This window comes from Vibrio sp. HM8-C, assembly GCF_058630515.1.
Window position 1 is genome coordinate 138,770 of record NZ_JBMMKS010000005.1, and the last position, 25,931, is coordinate 164,700.

The 25,931-nt window shown below is 42.3% G+C and carries 24 protein-coding genes; 6 read left to right on the top strand and 18 right to left on the bottom strand.

Annotation, left to right across the window (positions count from 1 at the left end; translation table 11 throughout):
- Positions 1-36 precede the first annotated feature (36 nt).
- The 7 genes from ACOSVQ_RS08290 to ACOSVQ_RS08320 form a co-directional block, all read right to left on the bottom strand.
- Positions 37-477, bottom strand: a complete 441-nt coding sequence (locus ACOSVQ_RS08290) for a DUF411 domain-containing protein (RefSeq protein ID WP_491982074.1) — start codon at positions 475-477, stop codon at positions 37-39.
- A 53-nt stretch (positions 478-530) separates the two neighbouring features.
- Positions 531-1,130, bottom strand: a complete 600-nt coding sequence (locus tag ACOSVQ_RS08295; RefSeq protein WP_491982075.1) for a c-type cytochrome — start codon at positions 1,128-1,130, stop codon at positions 531-533.
- Positions 1,131-1,174: 44 nt separating this feature from the next.
- Positions 1,175-1,756 carry a copper-resistant cuproprotein CopI gene (gene copI, locus ACOSVQ_RS08300; protein WP_491982076.1) on the bottom strand — a complete coding sequence of 194 codons (582 nt, stop codon included), beginning with the start codon at positions 1,754-1,756 and terminating at the stop codon, positions 1,175-1,177.
- A 31-nt stretch (positions 1,757-1,787) separates the two neighbouring features.
- A complete protein-coding gene (locus ACOSVQ_RS08305; RefSeq protein ID WP_491982077.1) occupies positions 1,788-4,925 on the bottom strand; it encodes an efflux RND transporter permease subunit in 3,138 nt (1,045 codons plus the stop codon).
- Positions 4,922-6,661, bottom strand: a complete 1,740-nt coding sequence (locus ACOSVQ_RS08310) for an efflux RND transporter periplasmic adaptor subunit (protein WP_491982078.1) — start codon at positions 6,659-6,661, stop codon at positions 4,922-4,924. The genes ACOSVQ_RS08305 and ACOSVQ_RS08310 overlap by 4 nt, the downstream gene beginning before the upstream one ends.
- 12 nt (positions 6,662-6,673) lie before the next feature.
- A complete protein-coding gene (locus ACOSVQ_RS08315) occupies positions 6,674-8,047 on the bottom strand; it encodes a TolC family protein (protein WP_491982180.1) in 1,374 nt (457 codons plus the stop codon).
- A 90-nt stretch (positions 8,048-8,137) separates the two neighbouring features.
- Positions 8,138-8,545 (bottom strand): hypothetical protein, encoded by a 408-nt coding sequence (locus tag ACOSVQ_RS08320; RefSeq protein WP_491982079.1) that lies wholly within the window; start codon positions 8,543-8,545, stop codon positions 8,138-8,140.
- 199 nt (positions 8,546-8,744) lie between these two features.
- Between ACOSVQ_RS08320 and ACOSVQ_RS08325 the strand changes: the two genes are divergently transcribed.
- Positions 8,745-9,401 carry a nitroreductase family protein gene (locus tag ACOSVQ_RS08325; RefSeq protein WP_491982080.1) on the top strand — a complete coding sequence of 219 codons (657 nt, stop codon included), beginning with the start codon at positions 8,745-8,747 and terminating at the stop codon, positions 9,399-9,401.
- Between the two features lie 108 nt (positions 9,402-9,509).
- On the opposite strand, the gene ACOSVQ_RS08330 is transcribed toward ACOSVQ_RS08325, so the two are convergent.
- Both ACOSVQ_RS08330 and ACOSVQ_RS08335 read right to left on the bottom strand, forming a co-directional pair.
- Positions 9,510-10,406, bottom strand: a complete 897-nt coding sequence (locus ACOSVQ_RS08330; protein WP_491982081.1) for a LysR substrate-binding domain-containing protein — start codon at positions 10,404-10,406, stop codon at positions 9,510-9,512.
- Between the two features lie 351 nt (positions 10,407-10,757).
- Entirely contained in the window at positions 10,758-11,666 is a 909-nt protein-coding gene (locus ACOSVQ_RS08335; protein ID WP_491982082.1) for a LysR substrate-binding domain-containing protein, read from the bottom strand.
- Positions 11,667-11,757: 91 nt separating this feature from the next.
- Between ACOSVQ_RS08335 and ACOSVQ_RS08340 the strand changes: the two genes are divergently transcribed.
- The 3 genes from ACOSVQ_RS08340 to ACOSVQ_RS08350 all read left to right on the top strand — a co-directional run bounded on the left by ACOSVQ_RS08340 (position 11,758) and on the right by ACOSVQ_RS08350 (position 14,148).
- Positions 11,758-12,681 (top strand): DMT family transporter, encoded by a 924-nt coding sequence (locus ACOSVQ_RS08340; protein ID WP_491982083.1) that lies wholly within the window; start codon positions 11,758-11,760, stop codon positions 12,679-12,681.
- A gap of 242 nt (positions 12,682-12,923) precedes the next feature.
- Positions 12,924-13,295, top strand: coding sequence for a DUF6404 family protein (locus ACOSVQ_RS08345; RefSeq protein ID WP_491982084.1), 372 nt, complete (start codon positions 12,924-12,926; stop codon positions 13,293-13,295).
- 46 nt (positions 13,296-13,341) lie between these two features.
- Positions 13,342-14,148: a hypothetical protein gene (locus ACOSVQ_RS08350; RefSeq protein ID WP_491982085.1), complete on the top strand. Its 807-nt coding sequence runs from the start codon at positions 13,342-13,344 to the stop codon at positions 14,146-14,148.
- A gap of 78 nt (positions 14,149-14,226) precedes the next feature.
- Here the strand turns inward: ACOSVQ_RS08350 and ACOSVQ_RS08355 are convergent, their stop codons facing one another.
- The 3 genes from ACOSVQ_RS08355 to ACOSVQ_RS08365 form a co-directional block, all read right to left on the bottom strand.
- A complete protein-coding gene (locus ACOSVQ_RS08355) occupies positions 14,227-15,624 on the bottom strand; it encodes a M24 family metallopeptidase (RefSeq protein WP_491982086.1) in 1,398 nt (465 codons plus the stop codon).
- Positions 15,625-16,000: 376 nt separating this feature from the next.
- The gene (locus ACOSVQ_RS08360) at positions 16,001-16,741 is read right to left on the bottom strand and encodes a recombinase family protein (RefSeq protein ID WP_491982087.1); all 741 of its coding nucleotides are present in this window, start codon (positions 16,739-16,741) and stop codon (positions 16,001-16,003) included.
- A gap of 242 nt (positions 16,742-16,983) precedes the next feature.
- The gene (locus ACOSVQ_RS08365) at positions 16,984-17,991 is read right to left on the bottom strand and encodes an alpha/beta hydrolase fold domain-containing protein (protein ID WP_491982088.1); all 1,008 of its coding nucleotides are present in this window, start codon (positions 17,989-17,991) and stop codon (positions 16,984-16,986) included.
- A gap of 232 nt (positions 17,992-18,223) precedes the next feature.
- Here ACOSVQ_RS08365 and ACOSVQ_RS08370 point away from each other — a divergent pair, with 232 nt between their 5' ends.
- On the top strand, positions 18,224-18,832 hold the full coding sequence (locus ACOSVQ_RS08370; protein WP_491982089.1) for a sugar O-acetyltransferase: 609 nt from the start codon (positions 18,224-18,226) through the stop codon (positions 18,830-18,832).
- A 58-nt stretch (positions 18,833-18,890) separates the two neighbouring features.
- On the opposite strand, the gene ACOSVQ_RS08375 is transcribed toward ACOSVQ_RS08370, so the two are convergent.
- Together ACOSVQ_RS08375 and ACOSVQ_RS08380 are read right to left on the bottom strand one after the other, a co-directional pair.
- Complete coding sequence (locus tag ACOSVQ_RS08375) at positions 18,891-19,685, bottom strand: MerR family transcriptional regulator (RefSeq protein ID WP_491982090.1); 795 nt, start codon at positions 19,683-19,685, stop codon at positions 18,891-18,893.
- 61 nt (positions 19,686-19,746) lie between these two features.
- Positions 19,747-21,513, bottom strand: coding sequence for a tannase/feruloyl esterase family alpha/beta hydrolase (locus tag ACOSVQ_RS08380; protein ID WP_491982091.1), 1,767 nt, complete (start codon positions 21,511-21,513; stop codon positions 19,747-19,749).
- Positions 21,514-21,785: 272 nt separating this feature from the next.
- On the opposite strand from ACOSVQ_RS08380, the gene ACOSVQ_RS08385 reads away from it, so the two are divergent.
- On the top strand, positions 21,786-22,211 hold the full coding sequence (locus ACOSVQ_RS08385; protein ID WP_165313956.1) for a DUF1090 family protein: 426 nt from the start codon (positions 21,786-21,788) through the stop codon (positions 22,209-22,211).
- 53 nt (positions 22,212-22,264) lie between these two features.
- Here the strand turns inward: ACOSVQ_RS08385 and ACOSVQ_RS08390 are convergent, their stop codons facing one another.
- From ACOSVQ_RS08390 to ACOSVQ_RS08405, 4 genes are all read right to left on the bottom strand, one after another.
- On the bottom strand, positions 22,265-22,633 hold the full coding sequence (locus tag ACOSVQ_RS08390; protein WP_491982092.1) for a DUF4405 domain-containing protein: 369 nt from the start codon (positions 22,631-22,633) through the stop codon (positions 22,265-22,267).
- Positions 22,634-22,794: 161 nt separating this feature from the next.
- The gene (locus ACOSVQ_RS08395; RefSeq protein WP_491982093.1) at positions 22,795-23,349 is read right to left on the bottom strand and encodes a VTT domain-containing protein; all 555 of its coding nucleotides are present in this window, start codon (positions 23,347-23,349) and stop codon (positions 22,795-22,797) included.
- Complete coding sequence (locus ACOSVQ_RS08400; protein WP_491982094.1) at positions 23,346-23,801, bottom strand: hypothetical protein; 456 nt, start codon at positions 23,799-23,801, stop codon at positions 23,346-23,348. Before ACOSVQ_RS08400 ends, ACOSVQ_RS08395 begins: the two co-directional genes overlap by 4 nt.
- Before the next feature lie 23 nt (positions 23,802-23,824).
- On the bottom strand, positions 23,825-25,825 hold the full coding sequence (locus ACOSVQ_RS08405; protein WP_491982095.1) for an alpha/beta hydrolase-fold protein: 2,001 nt from the start codon (positions 25,823-25,825) through the stop codon (positions 23,825-23,827).
- Positions 25,826-25,931 lie beyond the last annotated feature (106 nt).

The window sequence follows — 25,931 nt, forward strand, 5'->3', positions numbered from 1 at the left end:
ATTTTTATACCGTGTTCAGTATTTCTTATACAAAGCTTAATATTTTTTATACAAAGAGAGTTTGCCGTTTTGATCAAAGGCGATCACGTTGAAATCTTTGTATGGTTGATTCGGTGCAGCCATACCCGGAGAGTGTTGTGGCATGCCCGGAGCCGCTATGCCGGAGATATTTGCTGGACGCTCCGTTAACAGGCGAGCGATATCCTCTTCAGGAACGTGACCTTCCACCATGTAACCGTCGATAACTGCTGTGTGGCAAGACATTAACTGATTTGGCATACCAAATTTCTGTTTCACTGCACTCCAATCATTTTGATGATGCACGTTAACTTCATAACCTTTCTCTTCCATGATAGCTGCCCATTCTTTACAGCAACCACAAGTAGGGGATTTATAGAGCTCAATAGTCGGTTTAGCAAAAACCGAGAAGCTGAACGTGAGTGCTGAAAGAGTGATGGCTTTTAGTATGGTTTTCATAATTCGTTCCTCTTGTGTGAACTTTTTTGTTCACAGTGCTTAATCTTCATCGCTTATTTTATGTCGATGGTTAATTGGCTTTGATTATAGTTAAGTGTATGAATACCTTTGCTTGGTATCCAATCTACAGCTTTTGTCTCGTAAGGATTTAGTTGAACGCTTTGCTCTGGTGTTAGCTGTGGCAGCGCGAGTTCAACAGGCTCAAATAATTTATTAAAGATCACCAGTTGGGCGGGGGCATCGGATTCAATAGTAATGGTTGAGGAAGTCGCTTTGTCTTCTATCGTCCATTCAACTAAAGATATTTTCCCTAGCGCTTCTAGATAAACCGCTAAATTTAACCTGTCTATCTCGGAAAGTGCGCTGGAAAGCAGCTGCATTGTGGGTTCGTTTGCCAAACTGTGGTTGATGTCATCCAAGGTTTTGCCGCGAATGTTGCCTCCGACATTACCTGCACCATTGGCATAAAGCCCATGACAGGCAATACATCCATATCCACCTGCGGTTCTAAACAACTGTTCGCCCGCATTGATATTCGGTGATGTCGTGGTCGCAGATACAGCGCTAGCTGATACGGCACTAACCAAGGAAAACAAAGTACCAATAAGCATTTTGTTCACTATTTTCATGTTTGAGTTTGGTTGTCTATTCATGCTTCAAAAATCGCCCCAAAATTGGCTTTAGGGGCTTTAGTCATTTAAAGAGTCAAGCTCTTCATCATTCCCGCTTCAGCATGACCCGGAATATTGCAAGCAAACTCAACGTTGTTGTCGCCGTGGAAATGCCATGTAATTTGCTTGGCTTTACCCGGCTCAACGGTGACAGAATTTCCCGAGTCGTGCATGTGCTGACCGTTCATACTCTTCATCATTTCACGATGTTCAATTTGTTCTGTAACAGAGCCGATGGTGAATTCGTGGTTAATTTTCCCAGTATTCATCACTACGAACTGCACGACATCGTTAGGTTCGATTTTTACTTCTTTCTTGAAGGTGATTTTCATGTCGTCAGAGAGCATAACGTGAATCACTTTGTTCGGTTTTGAGCCCATTGCTGGCATACCTACGTCAGACATACCATCCATACTCATCATGTTGTCGTGATTCATCGACATGCCTTTGTTCATGCTCGCAGAAGCCATTTGGCTGTGATTCATATTGCTATTATCCATTTGGCTATGATCCATTTTATTCGGGTCCATTGAACTGGAATTGTTCATGGCAGCGAAAGCGACAGAAGAGCTGATAGTAAGTGCAATTGCGAGAGTTAACTTTTTCATGTTTGTTTCCTTATTCGTTAATCGTTTTTCGTTAATCATTTTTCGAGAGTGAGTTCGTTTCACGCTGTTTCCACAGCTTGAAAATAGCTGGGATAACCAGCAGTGTGAGTAATAGAGCAGAAGCCATTCCTCCAATCATAGGTGCAGCGATGCGTTGCATGATCTGCGAGCCAGTACCGTGACCGTACATAATCGGTACTAGACCAATAATGACTGTAATCACCGTCATCATTACCGGACGTACGCGCAGCCCAGCACCTTCGCGAATGGCTTCGTTTAAGTCATCTTTGCTTAGCGGAACATTCCGTTCCTGCGCTTTGAGTTTGGTGTAATGCCATGCTTGGTTGAGATAAACCAACATGATGACGCCAATTTCAACCGCTACACCGGAAAGCGCGATGAAGCCAACGCCAACAGCAATGGATAAGTTGTAATTAAGTGAATACATCAGCCATAAGCCGCCAACCATTGCCAGTGGGAGGGTTGCCATGATGATTAACACTTCACCCACTCGTCTAAAGCTGAAGTAAAGCAATAAGGTGATGATAGTCAGCGTAATTGGGATAACAACGCTAAGACGTTCTTTTGCGCGTTCCATATATTCATACTGACCAGACCAAGCCAGTGAATAACCCGCAGGGAGTTTTAGCTCGTCAGCGACACGTTTCTGCGCTTCCGATACGTATGAACCTAAGTCACGACCATCAATATCGACGAACACCCAACCGTTTGGACGCGCATTTTCTGTTTTGATCATCGGTGGACCGTCTTCGTAGCGAACATCAGCTACATCAGCCAGCGCAATGCGCGCGCCGTTAGGTGTTACCAATGGCAGGTTTTGCAGCTTCACAACAGAATCACGGTAATCTTGTGGATAGCGAACGTTAATTGGGTAACGCTCTAAACCCTCAATCGTTTCTCCCACATTCATACCGCCGACAGCCGTTGATACCACTTGTTGAACGTCTTTGATGTTTAACCCGTATCGAGCGGCTGCTTTACGTTTGATATCAACAGTAACGTATCGACCGCCTGCTACACGCTCTGCGTAAACAGAAGCTGTGCCATTGATTTGATTTAGAATTGGCTCGAGTTGCGAACCGATTTTTTCGATTGTTGCAAGCTCAGGACCTACGATCTTAATGCCAATCGGTGTCTTGATACCGGTCGCTAACATGTCGATTCGCGTTTTTATCGGCATAACCCAAGCGTTGGTCAGACCCGGAAACTGAATCAGGCTGTCCAGTTCCTTGCGTAGCGATTCAGTTGTCACACCTTCACGCCACTCTTCGCGAGGTTTAAGTTGAATAACCGTTTCTATCATGGTGAGTGGCGCTGGATCGGTTGCGGTGTCGGCGCGTCCTACTTTGCCCCATACGGTTTTGACTTCAGGTACTGTCTTGATCAACTTATTGGTCTGCTGTAATAGTTCACGAGCCTTACCGATTGAAATGCCCGGATAAGTCGTTGGCATATACATCAAGTCGCCTTCGTCTAATGGCGGAATGAATTCACTGCCCAATTTGCTGGTTGGATAGTAAGCCGAAGCCATCAGAGCCAATGCCAAAACGAGTACAGATTTTGGATAGTTCAGACTCAAGTTCAATAGCGGGCGATATAAGCCGACCAATGCACGGTTTACAGGGTTCTTGTGCTCAGGAAGGATTTTTCCGCGAATAAAATAACCCATTAACACAGGGACTAGCGTGATAGCTAAGCCAGCGGAAGCTGCCATCGCGTATGTTTTGGTAAAGGCTAGTGGAGAGAACATTTTCCCTTCCTGACCTTCAAGCGCAAACACGGGGACGAAACTTAACGTAATGATAAGCAGCGAGAAGAACAGCGGTGGACCAACTTCCTGCGCGGCGTCACCAATGACTTGCCAGCGGTTTTTATCCGTCAGTGGTGTACGTTCAATATGCTTGTGTACGTTTTCGATCATGACTATCGCGCCATCCACCATAGCGCCTATAGCTATGGCTATTCCCCCCAAGGACATGATGTTGGCGTTGATACCTTGCCAATGCATAACAATAAATGCAGACAAGATCCCGACTGGCAGGCTAAGAGCAATAACCAGTGAAGAACGGATGTGGAACAGGAACAAAGCACACACAATTGCAACCACAATGAACTCTTCCGCTAACTTCTTCCAAAGGTTTTCAACTGCGGCGTTGATCAGGGTTGAGCGATCATAAGTTGGAACTATTTCCACACCATCGGGAAGACCACGTTGTAGCTCTTTCAATTTAGCTTTGACGTTGTCGATGACCTGACTGGCATTTTCACCAAAGCGCATCACAATCACACCGCCAACCGCTTCACCTTCGCCGTTGAGTTCTGAAATTCCGCGGCGCATTTGTGGACCTAATGAAATGTCCGCAATGTCACCAAGCAGCAGTGGTGTGCCTTTGTCGGTCACTTTTAGCGGTAGAGACTGAATGTCTTCAATATTGGTTAAATAGCCAGTGGTGCGAACCATATGCTCCGCTTCAGCCACTTCAATAACCGATGCACCAGTCTCTTGGTTGCCGTTCTGAATTGCCATGTTGACTTGCTGGAGTGTCAAGTTGTAGGCGCGAAGCTTGGCTGGATCAATCTGGATCTGATACTGCTTGACCATACCACCAACCGTCGCAACTTCTGACACGCCATCAACAGTCTGTAGCTCGTATTTTAAGAACCAGTCTTGCAGGCTGCGTAGCTGTGCCAGATCGTGCTTGCCCGTTTTATCTTGCAGCACATAGCTGAACACCCAACCCACACCTGTGGCATCAGGACCTAGGGTAGGTTTTGCATTTGCAGGCAGTTTAGGCGCTACTTGGCTGAGATATTCCAGTACCCGAGATCGAGCCCAGTACATGTCTGTCTTATCGTTGAAAATGATGTAGACATAGGAGTCACCAAAGAACGAATAGCCGCGTACAGTTTCAGCTCCGGGTACAGCGAGCATGGCTGTAGTCAGCGGGTAGGTGACTTGGTCTTCTACTACCTGCGGAGCTTGTCCCGGGAAGCTGGTTTTAATAATAACCTGAACATCCGACAAGTCAGGAATAGCATCGACAGGAGTATTTTTAACGCTAAATAAGCCGCCAGCCATAAGAGCAACGGTAGCCAGAAGAACCATAAAGCGGTTCTTCAGAGACCAGCGAATAATGGCATTTATCATTGCTTGCCTCCCATTCGCTCAATACTTTTTAGTGCGTAGTCATTGTTCTGCTTTTGCACTAGAAACCGTACACGATCACCTTCCACCAGACCGTTCAGTTTAATTTCTGGGTCAACGGTAAAATTCATTTCACCCGCTTCCCAGTTCCATTCGGAAACAGGTAAGTGTTGCAGGGTAATCATGCCAAAATCTTGCATCAGCATGGTGATATCACCTTCAATCCAAACTTCACCAGCTACCACGCTGCCATCGGATTTAAGGTCAATAACTTGATATTGACCATCGGGTGTTTTTTGCAGTTCAAACTCAATTGCTTGACCTGCTTTTAATGCGCTGAAATCAATATCGTCACTGACGGTGAAGTTCATCGTCATGCCCGGCCAGTTCCACTCAGCCACTGGCTGGTGGTTGATGGTGAGTGTGCGAGATGCGGTTAGAACATCGCTGATTTCACCTTTTGCCCATACGCTTGGGTTGTTCACTGTCCCTTCGTCATCAGAAATACCGTCGATACGCGCTAGATCCGCTGTTTGGCTTGATTCAGAGTCCAATAAGAAATGTGCAGACGTGACAACGTTACTTTTTTCTGTCAGACCCTGTAGCACTTCTACTTTGTCGCCAGCTTCTCTTCCTATCTGAACTCGTGCAGAACGGTATTTACCGTCACCTTCAGACAAAACTACTCGAGTCATACCACCAGAGCGAATCACTGCCGACTTAGGGATAGTCAGTACGGATTCATCCGTCACAGGTTGCAACGATATATTGGCAAACATATTGGGTTTTAAATCCCCTTGAGGATTTGGGAACTTAAGACGTAAGCGTAAGGTGCGAGTTTTCGGATCTAAAATAGGGTAGACGTAATCAATCTCGCCTTGCCACTCTTTAGTTGGTAACGCATCCAATGTCATCTTGGCTTTGCTACCCGCCTTAACCCAGTGAGATTGGCGCTCAAATACTTCTGCATCAACCCAGACATTTTCCAAAGGACCTGCGCTAATCACGGCTTGAGCTGGAGATAGATAACCACCTTCGCGTACATTTAAGCTGGCGATGACGCCATCGGATTTGGCTTTGATATCGATGGTTTGTGATGCTTTTCCACGTTTAACGATCGCTTGAATTTGTTGGCGGTCAACGCCTAAAGTAACCAACCTTTCAGTTGCCCCTTTAACGAGTCCATCTCGTCCCGTGCGGTAAGCATTAATCAGTTCTTCTTGTGCTTTAACCAATTCAGGGGAGTACAGGGTAAACAGCACATCGCCTTTTTTTACTTTGTCGCCAATCGCATTAACGTTTAGTTTTTCTACCCAACCTGCTACGCGTACGTTGGTTTGCCACAGCAGGCTTTCATCAAAGGCGATATAGCCAACGGTTTCAATACTTGGCGACAATGGTGTGATTTGAGCTGACGCGACTTTTACGCCGAGATTATTCTCAACCGCAGGATCGATAGTGACAGTGCCAGTTTTTTTATCTTGCGCTGAGTCATCTGCATAAACAGGAATTAAATCCATCCCCATCGGTGATTTGCCCGGTTTATCACGTTTGTAGTTTGGATCCATCGGTGCAACCCAGTACAGCGGCTCATTGTTGGATTGCGCTTGTTTGATGCCACTTTCGCTCGATTGTGCCGTGTGATTTGACATGTCTGTCTGGGACAAAAGAGTCTGAGCACCGAAGCCCAGAGCTGCGCCAATAACAAGCGCAAGTGTTGTAACGTGAAGTGTTTTCATTATTATGCCTCGTTATTGCTGCTCTGATGTTATGGATACTTCTGGTTTATCTACCTGATAGCTGTAGCTATTTAAAAGCGCAGACAAATTGTTATTAACCAGATTCAAATCGGTGATGAGGCGCTGGTATTCCAGCTTCAATGCAAGCTCATCGCGAGTGGCTAAAATCACATCATTAAACTGAGCGGTGTTGTTCTGATAACCCCTTTCGGTTGCTTTCACACGAGAGTCCGCTTGTGGTAACAAGGTAGATTTAAAGCGTTCAAGGCGCTGAACGAGGTTGTTCTTGTCAATTAGCAAAGCATTGACTTTGGCATTCATTTGACTGAGCAAGGTATCCTTCTGCGACTGAGCTGCGCCAACTTGGTACTGGGCTGCAGCTAAGTCTTTATCTTGCTTGTTTCCAGTAAACAGAGGGATATCCATGGTGATATAGGCACTGACTAAGTCAGAGGCTGGCTCACCGCGCATATCGTTTGATTGGCGATAGGCATACATCACTTCTACACCAAACTGTGGGGCATATGACTCGCGAGCAATGTCGACTTGAGTTCGACGTGCATCAATAGAAGCATCAAGCATCTGCACTGTCGGGTTTTGATTGAGTTGCGAGTAGTAATTTCGACTCTTGGCGGTATTTTCTATGTTTTGCAACGCATCCCAGTTGAGCTGATTGGTTGCTTTTAGCGTACCTGCATTTAACAACCAGTCTGAGCCCAGCCACTCTGATAGTTGAGCACCAAGTCGCTGCTGCATTTGTTCATTTGCTTGGATCTTCTCATCCAACTTGGTGACTTGCAGTTGAGCGTTAATTAGATCTTGAGCTTCGCTTTTACCAATCGAGTAATTGGTTTGGATGAAGTTTTCAAGCTCACTCATCAAGGTGCGGTTCTCTAGCAGTACTTGGTTGGCAACTTGCTGGTAGCCTAATTCAAGCCAAATTTGGGTGATGGCATTAGCGACTTCCAGTTCTCTAGCTGCAACCTTAACTTCTAATGCCCCAGCTTGTTGACTGGCTTTTCTATCGTTGAGATCGGAGGTATCACCACGGTTGAACTGCTGCATTAAACCGACGGTAATATTGGTCATTGGGTCTTCATCGAAAGCGAAACTATCGGTAGGTAGACCTGTGACGCCAAATCTAAGTTTTGGGTCCATTAAAGTTGCGCTGGCTTTGCCTGTTTCTCGCATTGCTTGCGCTTCTGCGTAGTATTGGCGGCGAGCGCTGTCGTTGGAAAGCGCAGCTTCAATAAGTTGAACAAGTGTTTTGTCCGGTGTTGACGCTAAGCTACCTTGAGCGTTCTCACTAGCAAGTGGCTCGCCGGCATAGGCAGCTGACGTTAACACCGCAGCACTGATAGACAGTGCCAAAAGGCATTGTTTAATTTTCACGAAATTTCAATCCATCACTGAGCGCAAGATGCGCACGGGAATACTTCCGCAGTTACGTGCGGAACCTAAGATTTAGAGATGGATTTATACTGTGGGCGGTCTTTCGAGACTTCTGGTGGTATGAATAACATCACCGGATTTAGGTGACGAAAATAGGGCGAGGGAAGTCATTGCAGTCAGCAATTCATCAGGAACAATCAAAATAGCGGCAGCTGAAGCGCAAGTGGTATCACAACAGTTATGAATGATGTCTGTAGACATTTCACATTGGCTTTGATTGATAACCAAATCAACATTTGGTTCAGAATGATGCTCCATTTGCATCTTGTGATGCGACGACATCTGCTGGCTCTGGCAAAGCGCTGAAGTAGATTGCATGGCATGCGACATAGAGCTATTCATCATTCCTGCGCTTGTAGCAACATTCGACATAAGCAAAGCTGCTAATGCCAGAATGGTGACCCAAGTTGTTGAAATGATGTTTAGTCGCATGGTGAACCGCTATTGAAAATTTGGCTAGACTATAAAGCCTTCCCCTAGGGTAAGGTCAATATCTTAAGTACAATTAAACGCTTAAATTAAAGAAGCCATACCAATTATTAGATAAGTCGATATTATAGAACCCATTCCAAGGTCGTAACTGTATTGATACAAAGCGAGCCTTTAATAATTGGTGTTAAGGAGAGCAGTAATGTCTCATCAAATTATCAAAGATCTAAGTAAGCGCTACACAACCAAGAAATATGATCAAGAGAAACGTATTTCTCAAGAAGATATGGCAGTGATTAAAGAAGCGGTGCGTCTTTCAGCTTCCTCGATCAACTCTCAGCCATGGAAATTTATTGTTATTGAAAGTGATGCTGCAAAGCAGCGTTTCTACAACACTTTTGCTAATAAACACCAGTTTAACCAGCCTCATGCTAAGGCTGCATCTCACACAATTTTGCTGGCGTACGATCCAAAATTTACTAAAGAAAAATACGCTAAACGCTTAGATGCAGAAGTGGTTGCTGGTCGTCTGTCACCAGAGAAATTTGATGCACGCATGGGGGCTTACGCTTTTGCTGAAGCGAATACGGACGAAGCTGGTTTTAACAGCGGTTGGACTAAGGCTCAGTTGTATATTGCGTTAGGTAACTTGCTGCACACCTTGGCTCGTCTAGGTATTGATTCAACGCCGATGGAAGGGGTAGACCCACAGTTGATCGGTCAAGAGTTTAAGCAGGAATTGGATGGCCACGTGTGTGAAGTCGCCCTAGCGATTGGCTACCACAAAGATGGCGAAGACTATAACCATGGTCTGCCAAAATCACGTTTGTCGATGGAAGACGTTGTTACTACGTTATAAGTTAAGTCGCTATTTTTTCTGTCAGTAATGTCTATCTGTCAGTAATGTCGATCAACGTTACTGACAGATACTTATCTGAAAAACACAATGTTTAGAATCAGCCTGTGCTTAGGCTTTTATCATAAGCTCTTTCTTCAACCACGCTTTAAATGCATTACCTCTCAAAGCCCTTGAAGACGCCGGATCACTAATCAATGAATAACGAATTCCTGGTTTTAATCCGATATCAAACGGCTTCACTAACAACCCGCGTTCGACGAAATCTGCCGATATACTCTCTGTGGCTAAACAAGCACCGTGACCAGCGACAACCGCGTTGATCGCCATATCAAACGTACTGACTTCCATCCATTGCAGACTTTCACGCTTTGCATTGACTTGAGCTGTTGCGAACCAGTGATCCCAACTAAAAGAGGCTGAGTGGAAATCGATTAACCAGCATTTTAGAAGCTGATCAGGCCGCTCGAACTTCATCGATTCAGCAAGCTGCGGTGAGCAGTAAGGATAAATCGCTTCTTCAAACAGCGTTTCTTGCTCAAGATCGAGATGTTGAACGCTCTCTTGACCTTGCCAGATGAGAACATCGGTTTCGGTATGACGAATGTCGATCTCTTTGATGTTCTGCACTCTAATCGGAATATGAGGATATTCCATGGTGAACTTCCACAGTCTTGGCATCAACCAACGTGTAGCAAAGGAGCGGGGGACACTGACGTTCAGTAAACCTTCTAATGGTTCATTTTGTATGCGATTAAGCCCAGTAATGATCTGTTTGAAACCATCATCGATGTGTTTATGCAGAATTTGGCCTTTGTCAGTCAAATGCATTTCCCGTCCACGACGAATAAACAGTTTGCACTTTAATTGCTCTTCTAGCTGACGAAGCTTTTGGCTGATAGCGGCTTGAGTGACATATAACTCATCGGCAGCCTTACTGTAGCTTTTCAGACGAGCGGCAGACTCAAAATAGCGAAGTGAGGAAAGATGACGTAGTCGTTTGTCCATAACCTGAGCTTATAGTTCCTGTAATAAACGGTTGTTCGTAACCGATTCGTGTTGCTCAGATAATATTCCTATCGCAAATGGAAGCAAGGCAAATTTATGCAAATGATAGGTAAAATTACAAAGGTTAAATTCAGTTATTTCAAGATATTTAATTGGTTTAGAAAGAGTGAACCTGAGCGGGAGAACAGTACAAGTGCGTTAAGCTCCCATATGAAAAAAGACATCGGTTTGACAGATGAACGGGAGGCAACTTCGCACTATTCAAAGTTTTTATAAGGAGAGCTAATTGGAAGCTGCAACATGTTCACCACCTATGTATTAGAAGAGCGAAAACAAACTTAACAACAAGTTCTAGCTTGATTTAGCATCATCAAACTCTTTGCTTAGCCATGATTTCAACGTAAGGACGTTTTCATTGCGCAGTTTCTCCGGTTTGCACACGAAGAAAAATTGCTGATGAGGGTTATTCACAGGTGTCCCTATCTCTACCAATAGCCCATGTTTGATTTCGTCGCGAACAAAAAGACGATGTGTAACGAATACACCCAACTTTCGAATCGCAGCTTGAACCGCATGTATCGATGCTATGAAGTTTAAATTACGTTGTTGCTTCGGGACTGGTAGTTCGTTGCCCTGACACCAGACACTCCAGTCATGTTTTCGTCTTAGGTTTTCAGCATAAATTGCTGGGTAACGTTGAAGCATTTCAGCCGGGCTTGGTGTCTCTTGTGTTGGATCTAGTAGCTCTGGGCTGCAAACCAATAGAAGCTCATCATCACCGAGTTTTTCACAATAGTAGTCTTCCCATTCATCTGTTTTACCATGAATGATGGCGACATCGACGCCTTCTTGGTTTAGATCAAATGGTCCCACCAAATTTGATAGACGAATATCGACATTGGGTGCGTATTGCTGAAAGTTGTCGACGCGTGGAACCCACCAGTGAATCGCTAAAGAGTTGATCATGTTGAGTGCAATTCGGTTGGATTGCGGCTGCTGTGTGACGGCGTCCGTTGCATCCATGATGGTTTTCAACGCTGGCGCAATATCGTTGTAGTATTTCTGACCCACCGCATTGAGTTGAACCTGTCTACCTATGCGTAGGAATAGTGGTTGCTCAATAAGCGATTCCAAGCTTTTGATCGCTTGGCTAATTGCAGAATGGCTAACATTAAGCAGACCTGCAGCTTCCGTCATGCTGCCTGTCTCTGCTACCGCAACAAATGCGTAGAGTGATTTAAGAGGTGGTCGTCTATTCATATGTAAGTTTATCTAACAGGTTTGTTTAAATATATTCGTTTTTATCTCTGTTGTCATTGCACTACTATGGGCGCGTCAATAGGGGGATATCATGTTGTTTAAGAATCGCGCCGTACCTTATATGCTCATATCAACTTTTAGTATGTCGTTAACTGGGCTTATTTTAAAAAAACTTACCGAAATGATGGGAATCGAGCTTTTAACATTCCTTCGTTTCTTAATGCCTGCATTGTTACTTTTTGCCATGGTCGCAGTTGCTAAATTGCCTTTACCACCGCGAACGGTATTAAAGCCAATTATTATACGAGGGCTTTGTATTGCGGCATGCCAACTGTGTTTTATCGCATCACTTAACACGTTAACACTTGTTGAAAGTTCGGTGTTATTTGGTACAGGACCACTGTTTATTGCTGTACTGGAAAAGCTGTTTTTCAAAGTAAATATAAAGACAGAAACTAAGTTTGGTCTAGTAGCAACATTCGCTGGCGTATTGTTGCTGGCTGGTGATGTGACCGGAATTCAGTTTAGACCTGAGTTGCTGTTTGGTTTAGGTGCTGGTTTATTCAATGCGGGTTCACAAGTTAGTTTGTTTCGTGCAAGTAAGCGGGAAGTGAAGCCAGCGGTTCTGAACAGCTGGACTTTTCTTATAGCAGCGATAGCGGTGCTGCCTTTATCGTTTATTTTCGGTTTGTCAGATATGGATACTCAGATATTGCTTGAGCCACAACATAATCTATTGGTTTGGGGATGCCTCTTTGTGCTGTCAATCACTGTGGTTGGGAATCAAATTTTGCGCTCAAAAGCCTATAAGCTTGCAGACAGCAACTCTCAACTTGCACCACTGATTTTCACAAACCTACTATTCACAGCAATATGGCAAGTACTGTTCTTTGATGAAACTTTTTCTCACTATCAGGTTGTGGGGATCGCTTTAATCATTATTGCTTCACTGATGAACAGCTTTGCTGCAAAAGTATTTAAGTACTTTTTTCATACTAAAGCGCATCAAGTTTAAACACTTTCGATAAAGCTTAGAGAGGCGTTATTCCTTGTTGGATAGCGCCTTTTTGCTTTTCAAATCCAATACTGTTTGAATTCACTCGCATTTATAAGTTTGATTAAGCAAATCAGGTCATAACTAAGATGACAGGTATTTTGCCAACCACATATTCTCCATTCTCAATCAATTTATATGAAATACGTTTAGTATTTTGCTCTTAATAAACAGAACATTTGATTAAGCGAATGGGAGAATTGATGAAAACTCTATCAAAAGAAAAGATGAAATTTGTTCAAACACTACTCCAAGAGCATGGAGTTAAGCCTGCTCTAAACACGCCATATCCACATCTCTTGTTTACATTTATTAATACATATAGACAGCCTGTCGTGTTTGAAAACCCGACAAAAATTTTTGTATTCCAATCCATATTTGGTTCGATCTTCTGGGGACTTTTTATGTGGTTGTGTATTTGGCAATTCCAAGAGAGCAATATTTGTAACTTTTATATCGCAATGGTTTTCGGTGTCAGCACAGGGGGGATTCAAGCTATACAGATACATCGCATTCGCAAAAAGTTCAAAATTACTAATTTGGAAGAGTGGATTAAAAACAATGCGTTAGAATAGATGTCTAGTCACATTTTCTAATTATAAACAAATGTAGAAAGAGCCTATGAACAAAAAAACGTTGATTGTAATAATCAGTCTACTCTCCGTTATCACCATTTTTGCTTTAACCAAAACCAAGCCTGGTGAACTTGAATTAGCTGAGTGTGATTTAAAAGATTTAGCGGAGACTCCTATCAGTTTTGTGATTGATCGGTCGATATTGGACTCGGCATATTTAGACGAGATCATTGAACAAATTAACGAATCATTAGCTTATGCAAACCAAGTGTTGAAAAACTCTTGCGTCCCTTTGAAGCGAAGTTTTGGAGAAATTTATACCATAGACTTGGATGTAGACTCAGTTACCGATATTTACTCAGCAAAGGCGTCAGTTGCAAACATGCTCAAACAGCAAGGTATTGATGTAAAAAACATACCTGAACATGAGAAATATGGGCTAGTTATTAACGCTGAGTCTGACTTAATGATGGATTATTCTGGAATAGCGGAAATGCTTTTCGGTGCGTGGTTTTTTGCTATCTCTTCTGATGCCTCCATAGAGACATTAGAACACGAGCTAGGGCATTTAGCATGGGCGGAGCATGCTGAACATTATCCAACCCCCAATCTATCACTATACCTACGTTCGATTGTGCCAAAAGGCTACCATGACAATTTAAAGCCTTACGCTAGAGCAATTAGATGTGGAAATGCAGGCACGATTATGGGCTACGAAGAAGAAATCTTACCTGTTTACTCAAGCCCAGATATCTACTATCAAGGTGAAAAGTGCGGCGATAGTAACACCGCCGATAACGCGCGAGTTCTGAAGGAATATGCAAACAGGCTGTTGGAGAATAATGCGCTTTAAAAGCGATAACCGTCGGATGTTAACCAATATAAGGCTGCATGTTCCGAATTTGCAGCCTTATATTTTTGTTTCAACAGGCTATTTTTGCCTGATCAAAGCCGCTGACTTATTTAATAAGTATGGTCGTAAATATCCGATGGTATTGGATAGGGGTAACACACATTCGGGTAGATTGATGTTCAATACATCTCTAATGTAGTTTTGGCGACATTCAATACGGCTCCAAAGATATGGATATTCTTGCTGTATTTGCTGCTGTAATTCATGGTCGGCTAAGGCTATAGTGTCTTCAATACTTGCTCCAGCATATCCGGCAATAGACGGGATGATGTCAATTTGTAGCATCATTCCACTACATAGTTCGACGTCTGAAGTTGGGCTTATTGGTGAGCTCAGCCATTCTTCATCAGCCACAAAGTGCCCCGGATTTAAATGCCAGTGATATTCTGAGCGCGGCAATACCGTGTCGATAAGTTGATAGATATCTTTACCACAAACGCCGAGCTGCATATTCTCCAACCAATGGATGACGGCGTTGTAGTAGGGCGTCGCTACTTTTTCGACATAATCGCAGACTTGTTGCGGCAGCTCGTTTTCGTTGTTTACCACATAAGCGGATCGACTGGTTAAACCGCCTTTAAATCCAGTGGTTAGCGAGAATTTATCACCCAACGAAATGATCTTGTCGCGCGGATAAAGCTGTGCAAAGTCGAAGCGATCTCCAGTAGCGGCTATTTGGATCACGCTGTTAGGCTGACCGCTTAAAGAAAGCAAAGATCCAATCTCTTTTTCGCTTTTACCGAGTTCGATAGCGTTAAGAGCCGTGAGTACTGCGCTTGAAGCAAGGTTAGCTCCATATTCGTAATGAGCAATTTCGTTGGCGTTATTTATCGTTCTGGCGCCAATGCCCGGCGCAATATAAAGGTGTGTGGCGTTGAAGATTTGCGTGTTTGGAACTATCTCTTTGACTGCTTCAACCACAAAATACGGAATGTCGAACTGGGTTTGTTTTGAAATATGTGTCCCAGTAAAAAGCTTCCAGCCAACTATTCCAACGTTATGATTTGGTTGAATGCCTGCTGCTACAAGTGTTTCAGAAAGTGGTGCATCTCCATCCATCGGTTGATTAGGTAAGGAGAATACGGGTGCATGAAGACACTTACCTGAAAGTCGTGCATGAGGAACAAGCTTGAGGTTTTCATTGCCCATGATGTAAGTGATTTCGCCAGTATGCTTTAAAATCATTAGCGCTTCTTCAAAACGAGGAATGAATCCGCTCAAGTACTCGAAGTTGCTGCCGTGTTCTTTGTCTGCATATATTACCAATACATCCAAAGATTTAGCTTTCATCAGCTCGGTTAACTTTTTAGCGCGAGACTGAATGGTTTCATCACTTAGAAGAGTTGTTTTTACATCATGGAAAATAGTTGGCTGTTCTACCGTTTCAAGCTGAAAGGTGTTGTTTCTTATTTGCATAAATCGGTACTCAAATTGTTTAGTTTTATTCTAGGGAAGTACGTGTTACGCCTTGGTTTTATTAACAGTGAATGTGGGCGTTATGGAACGATTGTGCCTAAAAATTAGAAACCGAGCTAAACATTTTTGTTCACGTGGAGAGTGCCGATGGAAATAGGTATATTTGCGTGGAATCAAACGCTAGGATAATTTATGCTTCATCAAAGTTACATCATCCTTTCATCTTTCTGTAAGACTGAGTACTTATCATTCCTAGCGTTAAAACAGATTATGTTTACCTATTGCTTAACTCTTCTTGCACTTTTTATAGCGTCTAGACAGGACGCTTTTTTTCTTTCTACAGTTCAGGTTTTGAAGAGCTATTGAGTTTTAAAGTTTAGTCGTTTTTGGTTTCTTGATTATCAGGACGGCCGCGACCAATGCCTCTATGTCGACCGAAACGTCTTTCTCCGTTATCTGTCGATTCGTGCCCAGTTCTCCCTCGTCCGCCATGTCCACGGCCTTTACCTCTAAGATGACCCAGTTCATCGTTATCTTTAATTTTCGCTTTAACCCGTTTTACTGTAGACATACTTGCGCCAGTTTCTTCAGCTACGGCTTGAAGTGTTTTACCTTCAAATAGAGCTTGAGCGATTTCCTGATGTTTGCCTTCATCTCGTTGGCGTCCACGAAATTTTGCTTTCCAATTGTCTTCATCTCCTCTCAATGAGCGGCGCCCCAACTCAGCTGCGAAAAGTCGACGATGTTTTTCAGATTCTGAAAACCCTTGCATCATTTTTACGAGAGCATCTGTGATTTGGTCGTTGAGTTTGAATTCTAAATCTTGAACGATGGTTTTTATGGTTATGCCACGATCAATGAGTGATTTTACGTTGTTAACGCAAGTTGCAAACTCTTTACCCAATTCATCAATCCACCACACAATGAGCTGATCACCTTGTTTTAGTTTTTTATCCAATTCAGAAAATGCAGGTCTGTCTGCTAGTGGTACGCCACCACGGATTTTTGTTTCCGTAATTAATTGGATACTGTCATTGCATTTGGAAAACGCTTCTATTCGACTATCTATATCATTAATTTTTGGAGAGATACGGATGTATCCATAAGTTGTAGTCATAAAGACTCCTTTTTGTTTATTGGTTCATTTTAAGTTATGGTTCATAATAGATCTAAGAAATGAACCAATCAACCATATGAACCAATAAAATTTTAAATTAATTTAGATGAATTGAGTAAAAAATGGAAAAAATGCAATCAAACATTAAGTTATGAGAAGGTGTGAGGATTGAAAAATGTTCTGACCATTGCAGTAGATTTGGGGGAAATCATTACTGCCTCAGTCAGAACACTTTATTTGGTTTATTTAATGTGTCGCTTTAAAAACTCATAATTGCGTTCTAAGTTGTTTTCAGTATGAAAGTACTTGTCTTCGGCATGGTTTGAGCTCATCAACAAGTTGTATTCAACATTGTCACTGCCAATTGCCTCAGCAAGTTTGACGGCAAACTCCTGACTTTGCAGGCGAGGGATCACCTCATCTTTATATCCGTGTTGAAGTAAGAAAGGTGGTGCGTCGCTGGTAATGTAGTTTTCAGGATTTAAGGTTTTTAAAGTTGCCTCTGAAGCTTTACCTAGCTCTTCACGAAGCAAGAATGATTCAAATGAATCTAGAGGTTCATGCAATTGACCTTTAATGCCAATTTGTTCCCACTGCTTATCCGTAGTTTTGAAGTTGATCGGAGAATACCAAGCGACTACGGCCTGAACTTTTGTCGATATATCCGTGTAGCCCAAATTTGGATCTTCTAACTCTTTAACATCGCCAGAAACACCAGCAAGTGCAACGAGATGACCACCGGCTGAACCACCCATTAGGATAATTTTGTTAGGATCAAAACTGAATTTTTTCGCATTTGCACGTACAAACTTAATCGCGGCTTTAACATCGTTGATCTGAGCAGGCCATTTAGATTCTGGACTTAGTCGGTAGTTAATATTTGCCACAGCATAGCCTTTTCCTAAGCCATACAGAGCTGGTACTAATTGGTTGTCCATCTTGTCACAGCCAAAGAATGCGCCACCATGAACATTGATAATAACAGGGTATTGCGGTTTCCATTCTTCCGGAAGAAAGATGTCCATTTTCTGAGCATCGGAAATGTTCGCGTATGCGACATCAAGGTATTTATGTGTAATTCGGGTGATATCAGGCGCTTCACCACAAGCATTAGCACCTTGTGGTGGTCCCATAACTTTAGGTCCGTTCCAATCACTAGGCATTTTGACATCTGCCATAACGTTAGGAACGGCGGCCACAGCTAGGGCAACCGATGCGAGGGAGGTACTTATTCTTTTTATAGTCTTCATGTTTCACAGCCTTTGGAATAGTTATCGAGCTATTGGAGTGCAAACCATAAGGGTTAGAGATACTCTAAGGTCAATGAGCTAATAAACAAATATGTGAAGTAAAGCAAAAGGCTGATTAAACGAAACATTACTTATCGATAATGGTGGGTAAAACTGTTGACTTAGTTAACTTTAATCCGATTAATTTGCTTACAGACTGACGTCAAACTTGCAATCTATCAATGGAATTCCCATGGACAATAAACAACGAAAGGAAAAAGGGCTGGTTTATAGATACGATGATCCAGAACTTCAAGACAATCAATTTCTTTACCAAGAAAAGCTTTATGACTTTAACCACTCTCGTCCGACCGACTTTGCAAGAAGAGAGACTCTTCTAAAAGAAATGTTTGCTGAAATTGGTGAAGGAACACATGTAGAAGCTCCGTTGAATGCTAACTGGGGCTGTAAAAATGTGCATTTAGGAAAAGGGGTTTATTGCAATTCAAACGTTACCTTTGTAGATGATGCGGATATCTATATTGGGGACGACTGCATGATTGCGCCAAACGTGGTGATATCGACATCTGGTCATCCAATTTTGCCAATCCTACGTAAGAACAATTATGTGTATAACCGATCTGTACATATAGGAAACAATGTTTGGATTGGTTCTGGTGCGCAAATAATGCCGGGCGTTACTATTGGCGATAACTGTGTAATTGGAGCAGGTAGCGTGGTTACCAAAGACATTCCAGAAAACAGTGTTGCTTTTGGCGTGCCATGTAAAGTGATTAGAGAAATTGGCGAAAAGGATAAGGAATTCTTTTTCCGAGATGAAAGGCTTGATGTCTGGGAATAGCGGTCAGTTATGAATATATAAGCCACTAGCGGGTATGAGCTAGTGGCCCGAACGAATGCTATTTTTCTTTTAGCATAAGCTTGACTAAGAAATCTTCTTTTCTTTTTTCAATCACAGGGCCGCTGACTTTCTCGATGTATAAAAACGGCTCGTAATGAAATCCAGTTTGCTGTGCGTGTCGTATCAACTCTATAGCGTGTGGATTGTCTTCCATACTCTGGTCACAATACATACAGAGATAACGACCAGCAGGTATTGTATGTGAGTGTACTTTAGCGACTTTGCTGTTTTCGACGTACATCGTTTCCAGCGGATAGCCTGCTTCGGTTACTTTACGTGTATCGACAAGCATGCCGTGAGTGAAAAAGTGTGGCCATGTAGGTTCTAGAATAATTTCATCGACAGTGTCAAAGAAATCGACAATATCTCTTACTAGATCAGGTTGTACTAAGCCAACAGTTCTTGATTTTGTTTGTTCAATAAATGGTATGCTAAGTTTGTCACGAACGGAGCTGAGTTGTTCTAGATAAGCAATGTGTTCACTTATAAAACCATGCGCTCTACGTAAATTGATGATTTCATCACGCAGTTTCTTTTGGTTAACTTTAAGACTTTCAATGGTTTGTTGAGAGTTGTAGTTACTTAATATTTCCTTTATCTCAGCATTACTGAACATGGCCTGTTGTAGCAGGGTAATAAATTCTGCAATGGATACTTGCTTTAAGGAGTAGGTGCGATAGCCATTATCTAGTCGAGCAGGGCTGAGTAACCCCACTTTATCAAAGTACCTCAATGTATGTGCACTGACGCCTGTGACTTTTTCAAACTCTTTAATGGTGTAGGTTCGTTGCAAGAGTATGCTCCATAGTTATCTCTAGTGTTAAAGTGCCCTGTTTAACAGGGTACTTATACTACTACATTTGATTCCAAGCTGAACATTTCAACTGGTTATTATCAACTTGGCATTTTAACTGTTGGTTGGGTTGATAGAATTTCTCCCCTGCCCAGATATAGCGCTCTGGACCTGTACTGCCTAATTTAGCTTCAAATTGTTCCGCTTCATTGATCGAACCTATACCTTTATAACTTGCCACATATGGATATGGGTAAACCGGTCTTGAACGATCTAATGAAGGCGTATTTTGTACAGCCTTAGCTGGTTTATCTACGTTTTCTTCTGGTGCTCCTGCGCCGTTGAAGGTTTCAGGTTGGCTACTTTGCTTTGCAATGATCTCATAAGGAGATATGCCTTGCTCAACCCATCGCATCATTTGTGTTACCAAATCAAATTGATAGGGGCCATCACCACCGAAACAGTGGTACATACCTGGAAATAGATAGAATCGCATAAAGCTCTCAGTTTCATCTTTACCCATTTGATTCTGTACAGCTTCATAGTAAGCGATACTATTGATTGGTGAGATGTGTGGGTCTGACCAACCATGCCATAAAATCAGCTTACCGCCTTGAGACCTAAAGGTAGCAAGATCAGGATTTACCGCGCTGTACAGGCCATATAAAGCGCTCACTTTTTCAAATTCAGCTTCAGTAAATTTCAAACCGGTAAGTTTAAAATTCTCTGGGTTTTCTTGGTAAATAACGCCGCTTAATGCTTCTTCTGCAACACGTTTACTAAAAATATCTTCTTTTCCTTGCATAGGAACGAACACTCCGGGCCATGACAGCTCTGAACCGCGCATAGGAGCGCCGAGGGCTAAAGCGAGCCCAGTCTGTTTATCATGAGGACCGTTATATATATTAGTAACAGCTTGTACTTCGAGTGTTGTTAGGCATGTCGAAGTCTCTTGTCCTTGTTTACAAAGAAGTACACTAGGGTCAAAGTTACAAGCTCGTGGGTCTTGAATTAAGTCATCTTTTAAACCATCCAACGTATCACATGAATCTAGTACCGCTTTATGCAGCATTGGGAGCTTATCTGCGTGTACTATAGCGTTGCCATTTTCATCTAAGTTCGACAAAGCTAGCCAACCATGATGAAAGGAATTTTGTACTGAGAAATTCATAGCAGGCGCGCCAGCAATAACACCATCGAAGTCGTCTGGGAATCTCTGCGCTTCCATAAGTGCTTCGCGTCCACCGTCAGAGCAACCATTAAAGTAAGAATAGCGAGGCGCCTGCCCGTAAAATTCTTTAATCAGAGATTTTGCTGCAACAGACGTTAAGTGCATGGATCTATAGGCAAAATCAATTCGTTTCTGGGGATCTTCACCAAAATCGCCGCTTCCACCTTGGTGACCCATATCGGTAGATGCCAGAACAAAGTTATTGTTTTTCACTGCAAGGCAGCTATCAGCCGCGCTCACCATCAAACCGACACGGCCGCAAAGACCACCACAGCCTAGTTGCATGTATCGCTGTGTCCATGACTCAAGTGGCAGTTGAACTTTAAAACCAATTTCTGGAGCTAATAGACCTTCAATTACGCACGATGAACCGCTTGAATCCATAATGATATCCGCTTTGGTTACTTTGCTCCCTGTACCGCCGATAGTGGTAAGGTCTGTACTTAAAAGGTCACTACAATTTTTTACGGGGAGAACGATGTTTAGTGAAGAAGCAACATCTAGTGGTTTGTTGTTTGTGTGAGTTGCTTCATCGTGTGCGCAGCCGGAAAGCAAAGCGACAAAGGCTATTAACGATATAAAGAATTGACCATTCATTGAATGTGTCCTTATGTGATTCAATAATTCATAGTTCAATGTAGTCTAAAGGTTGGAGTAACTCTAATGTCAATCAAATTAAAACAACGCTATTAATTAAATTTAAGCAATCTATTTGGATGTAAATAAAAGTAAATTTAAGCTTGCTGAATTGACCTTAGAGTAGCTCTAACCATTACTATTGTCTTCATATATATATTTATAAATGAGATATGAATAGGAGATACAAAGTGAAGAAAAAAATAACTTTAAGTCCAAGGATATTAACATGCATGATGGCAGGACTATTATTATCAGGGACAACGATTGCGGCACAATCAGCATCCAGTTGTTCTGTATTAACCGGATGTGAACGTAAAATATGTGAAAAAGAATCCGAGTTAGAAAAAGCAAAAGAATATGGAGATGTTTCTAAAATATTAGGTTTGCAAAATTCTTTAGTACATGTGAAAGACAGTTGTGCACAAAATCCAAATTTGACTTCTGCTGAATATCAAGCTGATTTAAAAGAGCTTAGAGAAGAATATAAAGAAGATTTGGATGACGCGTTAGATGAGTATGAAGATGACTTAGCGGAGGCCAAAGCAGAAGGGAAAGCGGACAAAGTTGCTCGAGCCAAAGAAAAATATGAGCAAAAAGTTCAGAAAGTAACGGACGAATATCAGCGAAAATTGCAGTTAATGCAGGTTGTTGAGTGATTGTGAATGTTAAAGAAAAGCTAGTAGATAAGAGATTCTACTAGCTTTTTTGTTTAAGATTGTTTTGAAATGGCTAGCGATTGTGAAGTGTTGCCTGCATTCGCATGATATTTACTGTGATCACCGTGTCCATTCGAAGGAATTGCAAAAGCAATAACGACCACGAGAACCAATGCGATAACAGTACCATAGGTAGCATTTGCTCTTAAATTGAGTTTACTAAAATAGGAAGCAAACATTTTCCAATTTAAAACGATATGGATGATGCCAGCAATCACAAATGCAAGGCCAACCCACTCATGTACGGGATATAAACCTGGGAATTTTATGTGAAATAACATCAATACACCTGTGATTGATGTTGCAATATAAGTGATCATCAAAAAGGGACTTAGCCATGATTTTTGTGTTGGTTTAAACATATACCTAACCTCGTTAATATAATAAACACTATAAATATAAAGGTTATTTTTTTGTGGGTTAATTATAATTACATATATTTACATCAGCCAATTGTTAATTTACAAATGTATTCATATTTTAATTCTTTAGTTTATATATTGGCTCGAGTTGTATTTTATGATTATGCTGTAAGATTAATAAACCAATCGGTAATGTAAACTAAAATACATAACATTAATCCCTCTCCGAGAGCAACGGATAGAATGATCTGCTGCTTGGATATTCCGGCAATCCTTGCTAAATAAACGATGATTTCAGTAAACACAAATGGGAAAAAAGCCCAACCAGCAATCGCAACAATGCCATAATTCTGCACCCAACTTTGTGCTTTCCTAACAGATTTAGATGACATGTTTGCAATCCGAGACTTAAACCCCATATAGTCGACCGCGATACATACTAGGTAACTTGAAAAGCAAGTTGCGGTTAGTGTAACGACTAACATCAAAACATTATCTAAGGCACTTGCCATCAAGAGTATGACCGGCATAGTCGGTATAAAGAGAATCCCACGAATAGAGATGAGAACAATATAGCAACTTAATATTGGGACAAAATACAGGCTAATCATATGCTGCATGTCTCCTAAGCTATAGGTGCTATAGATTTGCTGCATCCCGTAGATCGCTAATATTGCGGAAGTTAACCAGCATAACAGTTTAATTTTCTCCTTCATTTGTCATGCTTCTTTTTGTCTGGGCAGATTTGCTGAGTTTTTGCTAGCTCACACGCTTCTTTGCCTTTACATCTAAGTCCTTCAATTTGCCATGTGACATCAATCGTACGGTGGATACCAATCAGCGTGAAACTACAGGGAGTAGGGTATGCGTGTACGGTTAAAAATCTAAAAAACGGCGAACTTTTATCTTTGGTATCAGGCAATGAGTCTTGTAGCTGACTAAATAGAGCAACGTCATCATCTTTTGTTTCTAGACCAAAACGGTCCGCCAATTCCTGTTTGGAGGTAACTTGATAACTGACATATTTAAAGCTCGGTAACGTTTCAATCCATAGACCGAGAGCTTTGTTAAATATACTGGGCGTGAACATAATCAGCAGCAGAGTGAGCGCCGCTGAAATAAACACCCCAGTCAGTAACTTGATGATGACACAGAAAAATTTAGCCATTTTAAATCTCAATATGTTGCACGCTATTTATGTTGTTTGAACAACCATTCGCGTACACCTTCAATCGAATAGGCGTATTGCCAAGTATAAGTGTGGCTACCTCCATCGAAGACGGAATAATTGACCGATGCATTTTTGCTTAGCATCTGCTCCACATCGTTTGCCAGTTCGCTAGGCTCAGCTTCAGCGTTCCATGAAGCCTTAGCTATTGTTGCTCCATTCTGCGCAAGCACACTGGTAATCGCGTCCATTCCTGGATTCGCTTTTGTATCGCCTTGGGACACGATGATCCAAAGCGGTTTGTTTGCGAGCGGTGCAACTAAGTCAGGATTCCATTGACACGCGACAAGCAAAGATGCAGCAAATAAGTCTGGGTATTTGATATCCATAGCAATGGATATCATTCCTCCCATCGATTGCCCTGTGTTATATAGTCGATTCGTGTCGATGGAATATTTGGTCACTAGGTCTTTAATCAAATTAACAGTGATATCCATGTCATCAGATACCGCGCCCGTATCGTCTGTCATTACAGAGGTATATTGCGGCGCAAGTACAAAACTCTCATTCAGCGTTTGGTCTTTATCTGAAGCCCAGACAACTGCACCTAATCCTTGCGTTAGGGTTTCAATCGGATTATTGCTGACCACTCCCGCATCGTGCATGAATAGCACTAAAGGATAAGACTTCTTCGGATCGTAATTTTTGGGAACGAACAAGTTGTACATCAGATCTTTGTTGAACTGACTATCGTGAAAGGTCAATTGTTGAAAATCTGCAATGTCAGGATTAAGAGTGTGATTACTATTGAGAACCTCTTTAGTTGATTTCACCAGCGTTCCATCTGTCAGTGAAACATCACCTACCTGAGAGATACTGCTAGTTAGAATCACGGCTTCAGCTGGCTTATCTGAAATTTGTCCCATTTTCGGTCCGCCTGGTCCCGGTCCTTGATTAGAACTCCCGCTGCCTTTCGCTTGATCTTGAGGACCACCACCCATCTGGCTACTAGCAGGATCAATGTCTGTTTTTAGCTCAACAATCACGAATGAACCGCTATCCATAGGGTGACCTAAAACGACTTGATTGCTGAGATATACGGATGTGATCTCTCTACCACTCACATGAAAATCACTTAATTGAAGTGAACTTGAATCGATATTAGAGGTGTACTCAATAGCCACCCCCGCAACTTTTTGGCCATCGCCAATTACCTTAACGAGTGTATTTACATTCATTATGTAAGGGTTATTGGGGTATTGATACTGACCTACTTTAATTTTGGCTTCTTGGTCGCCAAGATTAGCGGCTTTGTTGTACCAAACTAATGCTTGCTCAACATCTTTTTCAACGCCAGTCCCGCTTTCGTAGATCTTACCGAGTGCAACCATTGCTGGCATGCTGATGATATCTCCTCGAGCAGCTGATTGTTCATAAAGATCTATCGCCTTAGTCCAGCTCTGGTCCACACCTAAGCCAGCTTCATAAAGATGAGCCAGATTGTATTGAGAGGTAATGTCACCTTTATCTGCAGCGGCTTTATAAAAGGTAGATGCTTTTACATAGTCTGGAGTTTTGCCCAATCCCTTTTCATAAATGAGCCCTAAATAGCGTGGAGCTTTCATATCACCATTGGCTTGTGCTTTTTCGAACCACTGATAAGCGAGGGGGTAGTTTTGTTCAACTACTTCACCATTTAGATAAAGAATCCCTAAATTGGTCATGGCTCTGGCTTCGCCTTTTTCCGCTGCGCTTTGCACATAGGTAAAGCCTAATGTTGGGTTGTTCAGACCGTAACGCTGATGCAAATAAGCGTCTCCAAGACGAGACTCCGCTGTTGCATCTCCCGTTTCAGCCGCCTTTTTAAGGTAGTAGAGTGCTTCGGTATCCTTACCAAGTGCGTTAGCCTCTTCATAGAGTGCTACATACTCTGCACCTGTTGTTTCAGGGGCTTTAGATTCGCAACCAGTTAAAAAGAGAGATGCGGCAATAAGTGAAAAGGTGAGCGCGTGAATTGGTTTCATAAAGTCCTCTATCAGGCATGGAGTGTGCTGCACTACAAGCTATGACGTTGAATTACTGTTCATATATTTTCCAGTTCATAATTTAACTGCATCAAATATCTTGATA